Here is a 14,907-nt window from a genome sequence, read left to right as displayed (position 1 = left end):
TATCGGGGGCGCGACCCCCCGAACCCCCCGTATCTATCGGGGGGGCGACCCCCCGAGCCCCCCGGTGATGCCGCCGGCCCCCGCCCGCCCACCCCTTTCGTTAGTTGGGGGGTGGGGTGCCGGTTCCGTTCACCGGGAGTCTGGCCTTGACCAGGGTGCCGCCTTCCGGGGCCGGGGCGACCGTGCAGGAGCCGCCGATCTCGGTGGCCCGTTCGCGCATCGAGGACATGCCCACCCCCGAGCGTGCGTCCGGTGGCACGCCGATGCCGTCGTCACGGACCGTCACGTGCAGATCGCCGTTCAGTGCGAGCCGCACCACCGCGCTGCCCGCCTTCGCATGGCGGTACACGTTGGTGAGCGCCTCCTGCACGATCCGGTACGCGGCGACCTCGGCGGCGGCCGGAAGGTTGTCCAGGTCCCCCTCGACCTGCACGTCCACCTCCGGGCCGTCCTCGGTCGCGACCACGCCGCCCAGAGCGCGGACGGCACCGGCCAGGCCCAGGTCGTCCAGCGCGGGCGGGCGCAGCCCGTACACCAGCTCCCGGATGTCGCCGATCGTGCGACCCATGGTGGTGCGCAGTTCCTCAAGGAGCTCGTCAGCCGCCTCCGGGTCGGTCTTCAGCGTGATGCGCGCCGCGTCCACCGTCATGGCCAGGCTCGCCAACGTCGGGCCCAGGCCGTCGTGCAGGTCACGGCGCAGCCGGCGGCGTTCCTCCTCACGGGTGCGCAGGATGCGTTCCTTGGAGCGTTGCACCTCCGCGGTAAGGCGGGCGGCGCTGGTCAGCTCGGCCAGGTTGCGCGCCAGCACCGAGGCCAGCCGGGGGTCGGGACGCCGGGTGACGCCGAACAGCAGCCGCCCCACCGGCTCCCCGTGCCAGACCAGCGGGATCAGCTGCGGGCGCTCGCCCAGCGTGCCGTCCTCGCTGGTGGCGGTGACCCGGCCGTCCTTGTCCAGCACCTCGATCAGCACGCCGGTCGCGCGCAGCGCCTCCCGCACCACCGAGGCCGCGGTCGCCAGCGCCGCGGACGGGTCGGAGGTGGTCTGGAGCCGGCGGTTGAGCCGGTCGGCGATCCGGTACGGGTCCCGCTCGCCGTGGATCAGCCGGTCGGTGGCGCGCTGCAGGCGGCGCCGCGCCGGCTCGAACACCGCCCCGGCCGCGATCGCCCCGATCAGCCCCGCCAGGGTCCCCTGCCCCGCGAACACGCCGCTGGCCAGCGCGACCAGCGCGAAGTACACGCCGGTGATCACGACGACCAGGCCGGCGTAGACCAGCGTCCTGCTGACCACCAGGTCGATGTCGTACAGCCGGTACCGGGTGATCGCGATGGCGATGCACACCGGAACGGCGGCGATGGCGAGGCTGCGCAGCGGATCCCCGATCGCCGGGGTGGTCTCGCCCACGTAGACGATCGTCTGGGCGAACACCCCGGGATACACCACCCAGCCGATCTGCCGCCGCACGTCCGGCGTGGCCCGGACGAAGCGCAGGACCATCGACCAGATGGACAGCGCCAGCGTCCCCAGGATGACCACGCTGATGAGCGGCGGGATGTCCTGGAACGGGTAGACCGAGACGCCGTTGTGGAAGCGGCGGGCGCCGGGGTCGATGGTCAGATGCACGCAGACGATCAGCGGCACCGCGCAGGCCACCGCCAGCACCGGCCGGAACAGCGACGACACCAGCCGCCCGTCCGGGAAGATCAGCGGCAGGATCAGGGTGAGGCCGAAGGTGTCGACCGCCCACAGCCACACGCCGAGCCAGTTCCACAACCCGGCCCCGGGCCAGCCGCGCGTCTCGAACAGCGGCCCCAGGTTGAGCGACAGCACGTACACCGAGGCGCTGAAGCCGCAGAACAGCATCACCTGCCCGACCCGCAGCCCGGGACGGTAACGCAGGAGCAGGGCCCCCACCGGCGCGAAGAACAGCGCGGTCACGATCTCGGGATGCCACCACACCATCCGCCGCGGCGCCGGCAGCCAGAGACCCGCCAGCAGCGACCCGAACACGGCGAGGACGGCGCCCAACGCGAGGATCAACGCCCACGGGACGCCCCTGCCCTCGCGATCCACGCTCTCCATGCGCGCTCCCGGCCCTCAAAGGTAATGGAATGTTAAAGCGTCCTGATGGCCGTCCCGCCGTCCGCGGGGCGTCCGCCTCAGGACACCGGGACGGCCGTCCGGCCACACTGGCCACGCCGGATGTTCCGGACATCTCCGGTCACCGGCGGTGCCTTCGCTCACACGGGCGTGCCGAGGCGACGGGACGGCGCATCGCCTGATCGTCGGCTGGGTGGGCCCGCGGAGGTGGAGAGACGGCTTCATGCAGGACATCTCACGGGAGGAGGGGACGCGGGAGGCGTCCAGGTCGGGGGCTCCGGGCACGGGCGGGGAGTGCCCGGAATGTCGTGGGATGACGAGAAAGAGGTACCACGACCCACCCCCGCCAAGGCAACCCTCTCAGCGGGGGAAATGCCGCCGGCGGCGGTCACGGAACCCCGGCGGGGGCGGGTTCGGCGACCGCCGCCGGGTGCCGTTCCCGGTCGTCTTCGGGGGAGCGTCAGGTGCCCGTGGGGACGACGGGGTCGATCAGGGCGGTCCTGGCCAGGGCGCGCACGCCCGCCGCGATCTCTTCGGGTTCGGCGTCCTCGGTGATGAGGCACTGGAGCAGGAACCCGGGCAGCAGGCCGAAGAGGGCCTTGCCCGTGGACTCGGCATCGGCGCCCTGGGCGAGCAGGCCGTTCTCGGCACAGCGCCGGGCGTAGGTGATCCAGTGCCGGCGCAGTCCCGTGAGGTTGTCCTGGATGTAGACGCGTAGCTCCGGCTCGTACATCGCCAGCGCCCATGCCTGCGGAGCGAGGCGTACGAAGCCGTCGTCCGCCGACCGGGCCTGGATGCGCCGGGTCATCCGCACGACGACCTCGTCGAGCGGCAGCAGCGGCTCGTGGGTCACCAGCTCCTCCAGGTACAGGTGGAGGTCGCTGATCACCTGGCCGGTGATGGCCTCGATGAGCTCGTTCTTGCTCTTGAAGTACCGGTAGACCGCCCCGGCCGACAGGCCGGACTCGGCGAAGATGTCCTGCATGGACGTGGCGTGCACGCCCTTGCGGATGAAGCACCGGCGGGCGGCCTCGACGATCTGCCGACGGCGCCGCTCCAGGTACTCCTCGCTCACTCGTGGCATGGTCCCAATATAAAACGAATGTTCGTTCTTGACGAGACGGCGCTCCGATGCGACCCTGGGGGAGTCAAAAAGAACGGACATTCGCTTTTCTGGAGGCGGACGATGCGGTCCTCCCTGATCCAGCGTGCCGCGGGCGTCGCGCTCGGCGCCGTCATCCTGCAACTTCTCATGATCGTCGCGTTCTCCTGGCCGGCCGCCCGGATCGCCCCGCGCGACGTTCCCATCGTGACCGCCGGCCCGCAGGCCGCCGCCGTGGCCGGGCGGCTGGACCGGGAGCGGCCTGGGGCGTTCGAGGTGACCACGGTGGCCGACGAGGCCGCGGCGCGCGCCGTCCTGGCCGACTACGAGGCTTACGGCGCGATCGTCACCACGCCGTCCGGGCCCAAGGTGCTGGTCGCCTCCGCGGCGTCCCCGATGGTGGCCCAGCTGCTCACCCAGGTCGCGCAGCAGTTGTCGGGCGCGCCGTCCGCCGCCGTCCAGGACGTGGTGGCCGCCGACGCCGACGACCCGCGCGGGGCCGGGTTCGGCGCCCTGGCGCTGCCGCTGATCATGTCCGGCATCGCCGCGGCCGTGCTGCTGACCTTCGCGATCCCGGCCCTGGCCGCACGCGCCCTCGGCCTGGTGATCTTCTCGATCCTGGGCGGTCTCGGCGCGGCGTGGCTGGCCCAGGGCTGGCTGTCGCTGCTGCCCGGCTCCTACCCGACCCTCGCCTCCGTCATGGGACTGGCCGTGCTCGCGGTCGCCGGCACCGTCGCCGGGCTCGCCGCGGCCATCGGACGGGCGGGCCTCGGCCTGGGCGCGCTGACCTTCCTGTTGCTGGGCAACCCGCTGTCGGCCGCCACCTCGGCGCCCGAGCTGCTGCCGCAACCATGGGGCGAGCTGGGCCAGCTCCTCCCGCCCGGCGCGGCGATCACGCTGGTGCGCTCGGTGACGTACTTCGACGGCGCGGGCGCGTCGGCGCCGCTCATCACGCTGCTCGCCTGGGCGGCGGCGGGGCTCGTCCTGTTCGGAGTCGGGGGCCTGCGCTCCCGCACCAGGACCGAGAACCTCGCGGAGGCGGAACGGGAGCCCGCCATCGCCTCCTGACCGCCTCTCCCGTTCCGGCCGGTGACGCCGCCCCGCAGGGGGTCACCGGCCGGTCGCGCGGGTGTCTACGGGAACGCGACCTCGATGCCCTTACGGTCGCTGGTGAACCGGGCGTCCCACACGTACAGCTTGAGGTCCTCGTCCTGGACGCCCTCCGTGACCGGCAGGTCCGTGGCGACGCGCACCAGGTAGGAGGCGCCGGGCGGGATCATCTTGTCGGCGCCCTCGATGACGGGGGGCTCGGAGTCGCCGATGCGGGCGGTGATCTGGCTGCGGTTCGGCAGCGTGCACATGTCCTCGGGGACGCCCGGCTGGGGCATGCAGCGGGAGCGGGCGGACGCCGGCACCTGGGCCCGCGGCATGAACAGGTCCGCCGGGTAGTCCAGGAGGGCGGGGCGGCGCTGGGTGTTGGTGATGATGTAGTCGGCGTAGGCGTAGGTCAGGCCCTGGCCCGGGTTCTTGGACTGGCCCAGGGGCGCCAGGCTGGTGCCCGCCTTGACCGCCGCCAGGCCGTACCCGTAGCCCTCCGGAGTGGTGACGCTGAGCACGGGGCCCGCCTTGGGCGACGGGATGGAACCCGGGCCGTTGGCGTTGGACCCGCCCGTCCCGGCGTTTCCGCCCAGCGAGTCGGGACGGAGGACGACGATGGCGGCGGCGATGAGGGCGATGCCGAGCACGCCCGTCAGGGCGCCGGCAAGGCCGAGCCTGGCCGCTCTGCGTTTTCTTCGCCGCTGGTTCCGGGGCGGCGGACGGCGGGCTCCCGGCGACGGCCTCGGTGACATCGGCCGTGGCTGCATCTGCCTGTCGTACATCGCTGTTCCCGTGGTGATCTGACCGGGCGCCCTTTCCAGATAGTAAGGAATGGCTCCCTTGGCGGTAAGTCCACGATACAGAGTCACCACGCCAACGAGTGGATCTTGGGGGGCGGGGCGGCCCCGCCCACCGCCTCAGACGGTGGCTCTGAGCAGCGCGGACGTCCCCAGCCCGCGCAGCGAGGCGTCCAGGACCTCGGCGGTGTGCGCCACCGGGAGCCGTACCCCCTGCCGCTCCAGCGCCGTCGCGATCTGCATGGAGCACCCGGGGTTGGCCGCGACCAGCAGGTCGGCCCCGGTCGCCCGTACCCCGGCCGCCTTCCGGTCGCCGAGCTCGGCGGCGGCCTCCGGCTGGAGCAGGTTGTACGTGCCCGCCGAACCGCAGCAGATCTCCGGGTCGGCGATCTCCTTCACGGTCAGCTCCGGAATCCCGGCGAGCAGCGCGCGGGGCTGGGCGCGGACGCCCTGCGCGTGCGCCAGATGGCAGGCGTCGTGATAGGCGACCGTGAACGGAAGCGGACGCCGTTCCGCACGCGGCCCCAGTTCGGCGAGGAACTCGGCGAGGTCCCTGGTCTTGGCCGACAGCGCCTCCGCGCGTCCCGCCCATCCGGGTTCGTCGGCCAGCAGCCGCCGGTACTCCTTCATCGCCGAGCCGCAGCCCGCCGCGTTCACCACGATCACGTCGGCCGCCTCGAACGCGACGACGGTGCGGCGGGCGAACTCCCTGGCCTCGTCCTCGCGTCCCGAATGCAGCGACAGCGCCCCGCAGCAGCCCTGGCCGCGGGGGATCAGGACGTCGCAGCCCTCCATCGCCAGCACGCGCGCCGTGGCCGCGTTCACACCGGGGAAGAACTCCCGCTGGACGCAGCCTGTGAGCATCGCCACGGTCGCGCGCCGTTCCCCGCGCGCCGCCACGCGCTCGGGAAGCCTGGTGGCGCGGGAGAGCGGCGGCGCGAGGCGTTCCATCGCCGCGAGGGACGGCGACATGCGTTCCAGCAGACCGGTGCGGCGAATCAGGCGGCCCAGCCCGCTCTTCTGGTACGCGCGGAGCGGCCCGCGCAGGGCGCGCAGCCGGTTCGGGTACGGGAACAGCCGGAAGACCGCCTCGCGCAGCATCCGCTCAGGGGTCGGCCGCGGATGCTCGCGTTCCACCTCCGCTCGCGTCAGTTCGATGAGCCGGTCGTACTGGACACCGGACGGGCATGACGTCACGCAGGCCATGCATCCAAGGCAACGGTCGAAATGCTCCACCATCGCCCCGGACATGGGGGCGCCCTGCGAATGCTGCTGCATCAGGTGGATACGCCCGCGCGGGGAGTCCATCTCCTCACCCCACAGCACGTACGTGGGGCAGGTGGGCAGGCAGAACCCGCAATGCACGCAGTCGTCGAGCAGGTTGCGGAACTCGCCGTTCTCCACGTGGTCGTCCTCCACTCAGAGCCCCCCGGCGAAGCGGCCGGGGGACATGCGGTAGCCGGGGTCGAACTGCTCCTTGACCCGGCGCATCAGGGACAGCGCCGGAACGGGCCCCCAGACGTCGACCTCCGCCCGAACCGCCTCGGGCGCGTAACGCACGACGGCGCCGCCGCGGTGGGGCCTCCCGTCGAGCAGGCTCCGCAGGGCGCTCAGAGTCTGCGCGACCTGCTCGGGCGCCCTGTCGCCGGGCAGGCCGAGGTGCCCGCGTCCCGCCGCCGACCACGTGAGGGACGCGCCGGCGCCGACCGTGGACAGCAGGGCGGGGAACGCGGCGGGCGGCGCCGTGATGTCGATCAGCGTCGTGCCGTCCGGGTAGGCGCCCCAGCCGTCAGGGGCGGTCTCGCTGACCGTCGTCCCGTCCCCCATCAGCGCGGACACCTGCTCGATGCGCGCCGCCACGCCCGCGTCCACGCCTTCCAGCAGCACGCCCAGCGTGAGCGCGCCGTCCCTCGCGGCGCATTCGACCGCGCTCGGGGCGGCGGGGGAGTGCAGCACCGCCTGGACGACCTCGTGGGCGCGCGTCCCGTCCGGAACGGCGCACGTCAGGTACGCCCGCGCCGCCGGGACGGGATGCAGCCGGAACGTCGCCTCGACGATCAGCCCGAGCGTCCCGTAGGACCCGCTGAACAGCCGGCCCAGGTCGTATCCCGCCACGTTCTTGACCACCTTGCCGCCGGAGCGGGCCACCCGTCCGTCCGCGCGGACCACGGTCAGGCCGATCACCAGATCGCGCGGCGACCCGTACCGGAGGCGGAGCGGCCCGGCGGCGGCCGTCGCGATCGTCCCGCCCACGGTGGAGCCCGGGAGCGGCGCGTCGAGCGCGAGCCGCTGCCCCTTCTCGGCGAGGACCTCGGCGAGCCGGTCCGTCCCCAGGCCCGCCTCGACAGTGACCACCAGGTCACCGGCGGCGTGCTCGACGACCCGGTCCAGCCGGGCGGTGTCCAGGAGGAGGTCGCAGCGGTGCGGCGGCGTCCCCCAGTCCAGCCGGGTCTCCGCGCCGCGCGGCACCACCGCCAGGTCGTGCTCAGCGGCCACCCGCATCACCTCGGCGGCCTCGGCCACCGTCGCGGGCGCCGCCACCACGCCGGGAACGACGCCGAGCACACCCTCCTCGGGTTCCCCCGGACGGACGTCGTCACAGACCTTCGCGAGAGCCTTCAACGCGGCGTCGTTCGCGGCCTTGCCGCGCCGGGCCTGCTGCTTCGGCGGCATCAGAACAGTTCCGCCTTCCCCTGCTCCACCAGGGGATGCACGCCTTTCCGCACACCCGGTACCTCGCCGCACAACCGCGGGGTGGGGAAGACCTTGCCCGGGTTGCACAGCCCCGCCGGATCGAAGCCGCAGCGCACCATCTGCATGGTGTCCAGGTCGGTGTCGGTGAACATGCGCGGCATATAGCGGGACTTGTCGACACCCACCCCGTGCTCCCCGGTGATGGAACCGCCATGCTCGATGCACAGGTCGAGGATCTTGCCGGAGACCTCCTCGGCGCGCTCCTCCGCCCCCTCGACCGCGTCGTCGAACAGCACCAGCGGGTGCAGGTTGCCGTCGCCCGCGTGGAACACGTTCGCCACCCGCACCCCCGACTCCGCCGACAGCGCGTCGATCCCCGCCAGCACGCTCGGCAGGGACGTGCGCGGGATGACGCCGTCCTGCACCAGGTACGACGGGCTGATCCGGCCGACCGCCGCGAACGCCGACTTGCGGCCCTTCCAGATCAGCGCCCGTTCCGCGTCGTCGGCCGCCACCCGGATCTCGAACGCGCCCGCGTCCCGGCAGATCTCCTGGACCTGCGCGAACTGGTGCTCCACCTCGGCGGCCGGCCCGTCCAGCTCCACGATCAGCACCGCGCCGGCGCCCGGCGGATAGCCGCAGGACACCGCCGCCTCGGCCGCCTCGATCGACAGCGCGTCCATCATCTCGATCGCCGCCGGCACCACGCCCGCGCCGATGATCGCCGAGACCGCGGCGCCGCCCGCCTCGATCGACCCGAACGCCGCCAGCAGCGTCTGCACCGCCTCGGGCGTCCTGGTGAGCCGTACCGTGATCTTGGTGGCGATGCCGAGCGTGCCCTCCGCACCGACGAACACGCCGAGCAGGTCGTAGCCCGCCCCGTCCGCGGCCAGCTCCGTGATCTCCCCGTCGGGGGTGACGATCTCGCAGGCCAGGACGTGATGCGCGGTGAACCCGTACTTCAGGCAGTGCGCGCCGCCGGAGTTCTCCGCGACGTTCCCGCCCACCGAGCAGATCTGCTGGCTGGACGGGTCGGGCGCGAAATGGTACCCGTACGGGCGCACCGCGCGGCTCACGTCCAGGTTGATCACGCCGGGCTCGACGACGGCGCGCTGGTTCTCGATGTCGATCTCCAGGATCCGGCGCATCCGGGAGGTGACGATCAGCACGCCGTCGGTGCGCGGCAGCGCGCCGCCGGACAGCCCGGTGCCCGACCCGCGCGCCACGTACGGGATCCCCGCCGCCCCGCAGAAACGGACGATCTCGGCGATCTCCTCGGCCGTGCCGGGCAGCACGACCAGGCCGGGGGTGGCGCGGTGCGTGGTCAGCCCGTCGCACTCGTACGTGCGCAGCCGCACCGGATCGGAGATCACGGCATCGTCCCCGAGCAGCCGCGCACAGCGCTCGGCCAGCGCCCGCAGGGGTTCGGACTCGGATATCGGTTCCATCGCGTCCACCATGCTCCCGCGCACCCCCTACCGCAAGATTGCGCCGGCCGCCCGCACCTCTCAGGGCATCCGCTCGTACGCCGGGGTGGTCAGGAACTCCGAGTACTCGTCCGCCAGGGTGACCTCCTTGAACAGCGCCACCGCCTGGTCGTAGCGCCGCTCGTTGAACGCCCCGCCCAGCTCCGCGCGGATCTTGGCCAGTTCCTCGTCCATCAGGCGCTCCACCAGTTCCTTGGTGACCTTCTCGCCCTCCTTCAGCGCCACCCCGTTGTAGATCCACTGCCACACCTGGGAACGGGAGATCTCCGCGGTCGCCGCGTCCTCCATCAGGTTGTGGATCGCGACGGCGCCCGCCCCGTCCAGCCAGGTCGCCAGGTAGCGCAGCGCCACGTCGATGTTGTTGCGCAGCCCGGCCTCGGTGATCTCGCCGGGCGTCGCGGACACGTTCAGCAGGTCGGCGGCCGACACCGAGACGTCCTCGCGGAGCCGGTCGAGCTGGTTGGGCCGGTCGCCCAGGACGCCGTCGAAGACCTCCCGGCACACCGGGACCAGGTCGGGATGCGCCACCCAGGACCCGTCGAACCCGTCGTTCGACTCACGCGTCTTGTCCGCCCGCACCTTCTCCAGCGCGACCTTGTTGACCTCCGGGTCCCTGCGGGACGGGATGAACGCCGCCATCCCCCCGATCGCGTGCGCGGCCCGCTTGTGGCACGTCCGCACCAGCAGCTCGGTGTACGCGCGCATGAACGGCGCCGTCATCGTGATCGCGTTGCGCTCGGGCAGGACGAAGTCGGCGCCGCGGTCCCGGAACTTCTTGATCACCGAGAACAGGTAGTCCCAGCGTCCCGCGTTCAGCCCGGCGGAGTGCTCGCGCAGCTCGTACAGGATCTCCTCCATCTCGAACGCCGCCGGGATCGTCTCGATCAGCACGGTGGCGCGGATGGTGCCGCGCGGGATGCCCAGCGCGTCCTGGGCCAGGTTGAACGCGTCGTTCCAGAGCCGCGCCTCCAGATGGCTCTCGATCTTCGGCAGGTAGTAGTACGGGCCCTTGCCCTTGGCGATCTGCCGCCGCGCCCCGTGGAAGAGGTACAGGCCGAAGTCGAACAGCGACCCCGACATGGGCTTGCCGTCCACCAGGACGTGCTTCTCCTCCATGTGCCAGCCGCGCGGCCGGACCACGATGGTCGCCAGCTCCTCGTCGTCCTTGAGCGCGTAGGACTTGCCGGTCCTGGGGTCGGTGAAGTCGATGGTGCGGTCGAGCGCGTCCATCAGGTTGAGGTGGCCCTCGACCATGTTCTCCCACAGCGGGGTGTTGGCGTCCTCGAAGTCGGCCAGCCACACCTTGGCGCCCGAGTTCAGCGCGTTGATGGTCATCTTCCGGTCCGTCGGGCCGGTGATCTCCACCCGCCTGTCCTCCAGGCCGGGCGCCGGGGGCGCCACCCGCCAGCTCTCGTCCGCCCGGACGGAGGCGGTCTCGGGCAGGAAGTCCAGCGTGCCGCCCGCCGAGAGCCGCTCCTGCCGCTCCGCCCTGGCCCGCAGCAGTTCCTCGCGGCGCCCGCCCAGCTCGCGCTGGAGCGTCGCCAGCAGGTCAAGCGCCTCGGGCGTCAGGATCTCGTCGTACCGATCGCCGGGAGTGCCGGTGACCTCGACCTGTGCAGCCATCCGCCTGCCCTTTCGTATCGCGAAATTCCACTTCTGTTGTGTGAAGAACGCTACTTGCCGCCCGTGATGCCGGTCAAAGCACCCCCGGGCCAGGTCTTCCCACGCGCCGTCCCGCAACCATTACGCAGGTCATGGGCCTCACGGCGCGTTCGATCACGCGGGGGCGGGCGGCCGAGGGCGGGCGGGGCGGGCCACCGGGCAGGTCTCAGGGAGAACCCACATGACCTCCGGGGCCCGCCATGAGACGATCTCGGGGAAGACACGGCGGCGCCGCGGCGTTCTACCGAGGACATATGACTCATCCTTCTTCCGCAGACCACGAACCTCGAATGACCGACAGGGCCGAGGACGGACCCCTGGCCGCCGAGGTGTACGACACCGACATCGACACCGGCACGGACACCGATCGCGAGCCGCTGACCGGCGAACTCGACCTGGAGGACCGCCGGGCCCTGCGCCGCGTCGCGGGGCTGTCCACCGAGCTGACCGACGTCACCGAGGTCGAGTACCGCGCGCTCCGGCTGGAGCGCGTCGTCCTGGTCGGCGTCTGGACCGACGGCACGGCCGAGATGGCCGAGAACTCCCTGCGCGAGCTGGCCCTGCTCGCCGAGACGGCCGGCTCGCAGGTCCTGGAGGGCCTCGTGCAGCGGCGCGGCCGTCCCGACCCGGCCACCTACATCGGCTCGGGCAAGGTCGAGGAGCTGCGCGACGTCGTCATCGCCACCGGCGCCGACACCGTCATCTGCGACGGCGAGCTGACCCCGAGCCAGCTCCGGCACCTGGAGGAGACCGTCAAGGTCAAGGTGATCGACCGGACCGCGCTGATCCTCGACATCTTCGCCCAGCACGCCAAGAGTCGCGAGGGCAAGGCCCAGGTCGAGCTGGCCCAGCTCGACTACCTGCTGCCGAGGCTGCGCGGCTGGGGCGGCAACCTGTCCCGCCAGGTCGGCGGGCGCGCCGCGGGCGGCGTCGGCATCGGCGGGCGCGGCCCCGGCGAGACCAAGATCGAGCTGGACCGGCGCCGGATCCGCACCCGGATGGCCAAGCTGCGCCGCCAGATCGACGGGATGTCCAAGGCCCGCGACACCAAGCGCGGCGAGCGCCGCCGCCACCAGGTCCCGGCCGTGGCCATCGCCGGCTACACCAACGCGGGCAAGTCGTCCCTGCTCAACCGGCTCACCGGCGCCGGCGTCCTGGTGGAGGACGCGCTGTTCGCCACCCTCGACCCGACCGTACGGCGGGCCGAGACGCCGGGCGGCCGCACCTACACGCTGGCCGACACCGTCGGATTCGTCCGGCACCTGCCGCACCAGCTGGTGGAGGCGTTCCGGTCCACGCTGGAGGAGGTCAGCGACGCCGGCCTGATCCTGCACGTGGTGGACGGCTCCGACCCCGACCCCGAGGCGCAGATCGACGCCGTGCGGGAGGTCCTGCGCGAGATCGGCGCGGACACGATCCCCGAGATCATCGTGATCAACAAGGCGGACGCGGCGGACGAGCTCACCCTCGCCCGGCTCCAGCTCCGCGAACCGCACAGCGTGGTCGTCTCGGCCCGGACGGGCTTCGGCATCGAGCGGCTCCGCGCCGCCATCGAGGCCGACCTGCCCGTGCTGCAGCGCGAACTGCGTGCCCTTGTCCCGTACGACCGTGGCGATCTGGTCGCCAAGGTCCACGACCGCGGCGAGGTCCTCAAGCAGGAGCACACGCCGGAGGGCACCCTGCTGCACGCCCGCGTTCCGGATGACCTGGCTGGGGAACTCCAGCGCTACGAAAGCCTGGCCTCGACGTCTTGATGCCGCGCTCACGCCTTGAGGGGGCGTGAGCCGGTTGCGCAGGTCTTCGCTTCGGGGCAGGGGCGCCTTCCCTGGGCAGGCCCGTCGTCATGGCGGGAATGCCGGGAAGGCGCCCCTTCTCATGTCCTTCCCCTCGGCTGGTCGTGACTGTGCGTGATGGTGCTAGGGCAATATGGGCGAATCGGACACTCGCCCCGGCGTGCTCGGACTCTTTTCGGGCTGGCCAACGGCTGCCCTACGTCTCGCCCAAATACGGGTAAGCGGGCGGGGGAAATGGCGAATGGTGGTCGCCGAACGGTGACAGCTTCTGCATTCCGCTTGACGCCGCCCGTGGAATCCGTACGGTCATAGGACCAGGGCGGGGCGAGGGCGGCGATGCACGGTGACCGGTTGTTGCATGGAGTATTTGGCATTGTGCGGGCATTGTCCGGTTGCCGGAGTTCGGTGACCAGCGTGGACGTGCGACCGCGGGCCGCCTCCCGCCATCGGCTCCCTGGAACCTTTCCCGTGGCGGTCGCGTTCGCCGAGCAGAGGTTGTCGGCCGGGCCGCCAGTGCACTACCGTGACGAAACCGATATCTCCGGTCTCGTTGCTCCTGGTGATCACGCGATCACCAGACCCTCCATCGGTGAATCGCCGGCACCCAGTCGGCGTTCCGGAACGAGAGCAGGTGGCCCACGTCATGGCAGACCCGTACACCAGCGCAGGTGGCTCGCCCCCGCACGCCATGGCTTGTCCGGGTCCGGGAGAGGCCGGCCCGCCCCGCCGCTCGACCACGAGCGCGCCGCCCCACCGGTCGATGAATGGCCCGTTCCACTCCGCATCGGCGCAGGCCACCGCCCCGCGGAGCACCGGAAGTGCCACCCCGCCTGCCGCGTGGACGCCCGCCGCCCCAGTGACGCCCACGAACGCCACCCCCGCGTCGACTCCCGTCCCGTCCGGTGCCGCGCCCTGGGGCGCGCCGACCGTCCCGGGCCGGTGACCCTATGACCGTACGGCTGTTGACGAACATCGGCAGGCTCTGGACGGGCACCGACGTCTGCAGCAACGCCGCCGTGCTCATCCACGACGACCGGATCGTGTGGGCCGGTCCCGCCTCCGACCTGCCGCAGAGCGTGCCCGGCATCATCGACGACATCGTCGACGTCGACCACGTGGAGAACCTCGGCGGCGGGCTCGTCACGCCCGGCCTGATCGACGCGCACTCGCACCCGGTGTACGCGGGCAACCGCTGGGCCGAGCTGGCGATGCGCACCAGCGGCTCGTCCCACTCCGCGATCGCCGCGGCCGGTGGCGGCGTCAACTCCACGGTGACCGTCACCCGGGGCACCGACCCCTGGACGCTGTGCAACGGCGTCCGCGAACGGCTCCGGCAGTGGATCCTCGCGGGCACCACCACGGTCGAGGCCAAGACCGGCTACCACCTCACCCGCGACGGCGAGCTGGCCGACATCCGCATGCTGCGCTCCCTCGAGGGCGAGCCGTCCATGCCCAGGATCCACGCCACGTTCCTGGCCGCGCACATCCTGCCGCCCGAGTTCTTCGGACGCCGCCGCGACTACATCGAGGCCGTCCGCCAGTGGGCCGGTGACGCGGCCGTCGCGGGCGCCGACAGCATCGACGTCTACTGCGACGAGGGCCACTTCACCGCCGAGGAGGCCCGCGCCCTCCTCCTGGCGGGCAAGCGCGCCGGGCTCAAGGCCCGCATGCACGCCTGCGCCAACGAGCGCATCGGCGCCGCCCAGGTCGCCGCCGAAGTGGGCTGCGCGTCCGCCGACCTGCTCACCCAGGCCAACGAGGACGACATCAAGGCGCTCGCGCACGCCGGCGTCACCGCGACCGTGTGCCCAGGCAGCGCGCTTAACAGCGCCCGTCCGCCCGCACCGGTCCGCGCCATGCTCGACCGCGGCGTGCCCGTCGCGCTCGGCACCGACCACAACCCGGGTCAGTGCGGCATCACGTCCATGCCGCTCGTGATCGGCCTGTCGGTCGCCATGTTCGGCCTCAGCGTCACCGAGGCGCTGCGCGCCGCCACCCTCGGCGGCGCCTCCGCCCTGCGCGTCGGCGACCGCGGCTCGCTCGCACCCGGCATGCTCGCCGACATCGTCCTGTGGGACGCCGACCACGAGGGCGCCTTCGCCTGGGCGTTCGGCCTGCGCGCCCTGCGGGTGTGGCGCGGCGGAGTCCCCGTCCAGCCCTGACCCGCCCCTCGGGA

At 72.3% G+C, this 14,907-nt stretch carries 10 protein-coding genes; 3 read left to right on the top strand and 7 right to left on the bottom strand.

Going from position 1 to position 14,907, the window contains the following annotated elements:
* Positions 1 to 100: 100 nt before the first annotated feature.
* Positions 101 to 2,080 carry a sensor histidine kinase gene (locus tag QSK21_RS08945; RefSeq protein ID WP_285694916.1) on the bottom strand — a complete coding sequence of 660 codons (1,980 nt, stop codon included), beginning with the start codon at positions 2,078 to 2,080 and terminating at the stop codon, positions 101 to 103.
* 478 nt (positions 2,081 to 2,558) lie between these two features.
* Positions 2,559 to 3,182 (bottom strand): TetR/AcrR family transcriptional regulator, encoded by a 624-nt coding sequence (locus tag QSK21_RS08940; RefSeq protein ID WP_285694915.1) that lies wholly within the window; start codon positions 3,180 to 3,182, stop codon positions 2,559 to 2,561.
* Between the two features lie 102 nt (positions 3,183 to 3,284).
* Here QSK21_RS08940 and QSK21_RS08935 point away from each other — a divergent pair, with 102 nt between their 5' ends.
* Entirely contained in the window at positions 3,285 to 4,268 is a 984-nt protein-coding gene (locus QSK21_RS08935) for a hypothetical protein (protein ID WP_285694914.1), read from the top strand.
* Positions 4,269 to 4,333: 65 nt separating this feature from the next.
* On the opposite strand, the gene QSK21_RS08930 is transcribed toward QSK21_RS08935, so the two are convergent.
* The 5 genes from QSK21_RS08930 to aceB form a co-directional block, all read right to left on the bottom strand.
* Entirely contained in the window at positions 4,334 to 4,945 is a 612-nt protein-coding gene (locus tag QSK21_RS08930; protein ID WP_285694913.1) for a hypothetical protein, read from the bottom strand.
* Positions 4,946 to 5,215: 270 nt separating this feature from the next.
* The gene (locus QSK21_RS08925) at positions 5,216 to 6,514 is read right to left on the bottom strand and encodes a (Fe-S)-binding protein (RefSeq protein ID WP_285694912.1); all 1,299 of its coding nucleotides are present in this window, start codon (positions 6,512 to 6,514) and stop codon (positions 5,216 to 5,218) included.
* Complete coding sequence (locus QSK21_RS08920) at positions 6,515 to 7,768, bottom strand: FAD-binding oxidoreductase (protein WP_285694911.1); 1,254 nt, start codon at positions 7,766 to 7,768, stop codon at positions 6,515 to 6,517.
* Positions 7,768 to 9,237 carry an FAD-linked oxidase C-terminal domain-containing protein gene (locus QSK21_RS08915; protein ID WP_285694910.1) on the bottom strand — a complete coding sequence of 490 codons (1,470 nt, stop codon included), beginning with the start codon at positions 9,235 to 9,237 and terminating at the stop codon, positions 7,768 to 7,770. Before QSK21_RS08915 ends, QSK21_RS08920 begins: the two co-directional genes overlap by 1 nt.
* Before the next feature lie 60 nt (positions 9,238 to 9,297).
* On the bottom strand, positions 9,298 to 10,899 hold the full coding sequence (aceB, locus tag QSK21_RS08910; RefSeq protein WP_285694909.1) for a malate synthase A: 1,602 nt from the start codon (positions 10,897 to 10,899) through the stop codon (positions 9,298 to 9,300).
* Between the two features lie 329 nt (positions 10,900 to 11,228).
* On the opposite strand from aceB, the gene hflX reads away from it, so the two are divergent.
* Both hflX and hutI read left to right on the top strand, forming a co-directional pair.
* Positions 11,229 to 12,692, top strand: a complete 1,464-nt coding sequence (gene hflX, locus QSK21_RS08905) for a GTPase HflX (protein ID WP_285694908.1) — start codon at positions 11,229 to 11,231, stop codon at positions 12,690 to 12,692.
* A gap of 986 nt (positions 12,693 to 13,678) precedes the next feature.
* The gene (gene hutI / locus QSK21_RS08900; protein WP_285694907.1) at positions 13,679 to 14,893 is read left to right on the top strand and encodes an imidazolonepropionase; all 1,215 of its coding nucleotides are present in this window, start codon (positions 13,679 to 13,681) and stop codon (positions 14,891 to 14,893) included.
* The last annotated feature ends 14 nt before the right edge of the window (positions 14,894 to 14,907 follow it).

The sequence above is a fragment of the Actinomadura sp. NBRC 104412 genome, assembly GCF_030269515.1.
Classification (GTDB): domain Bacteria; phylum Actinomycetota; class Actinomycetes; order Streptosporangiales; family Streptosporangiaceae; genus Spirillospora.
Note: the sequence above shows the minus strand (reverse complement) of the source record. Positions and strands in the feature narration are given on the sequence as shown.

What these genes read in the sequence shown, in the direction of transcription:
- QSK21_RS08915 (WP_285694910.1), bottom strand. Translation starts at nt 9,237, where the DNA reads ATGGAACCGATATCCGAGTCCGAACCCCTGCGGGCGCTGGCCGAGCGC.
- QSK21_RS08920 (WP_285694911.1), bottom strand. Translation starts at nt 7,768, where the DNA reads ATGCCGCCGAAGCAGCAGGCCCGGCGCGGCAAGGCCGCGAACGACGCC.
- QSK21_RS08945 (WP_285694916.1), bottom strand. Translation starts at nt 2,080, where the DNA reads ATGGAGAGCGTGGATCGCGAGGGCAGGGGCGTCCCGTGGGCGTTGATC.
- hflX (WP_285694908.1), top strand. Translation starts at nt 11,229, where the DNA reads ATGACCGACAGGGCCGAGGACGGACCCCTGGCCGCCGAGGTGTACGAC.
- hutI (WP_285694907.1), top strand. Translation starts at nt 13,679, where the DNA reads ATGACCGTACGGCTGTTGACGAACATCGGCAGGCTCTGGACGGGCACC.
- QSK21_RS08935 (WP_285694914.1), top strand. Translation starts at nt 3,285, where the DNA reads ATGCGGTCCTCCCTGATCCAGCGTGCCGCGGGCGTCGCGCTCGGCGCC.
- aceB (WP_285694909.1), bottom strand. Translation starts at nt 10,899, where the DNA reads ATGGCTGCACAGGTCGAGGTCACCGGCACTCCCGGCGATCGGTACGAC.
- QSK21_RS08940 (WP_285694915.1), bottom strand. Translation starts at nt 3,182, where the DNA reads ATGCCACGAGTGAGCGAGGAGTACCTGGAGCGGCGCCGTCGGCAGATC.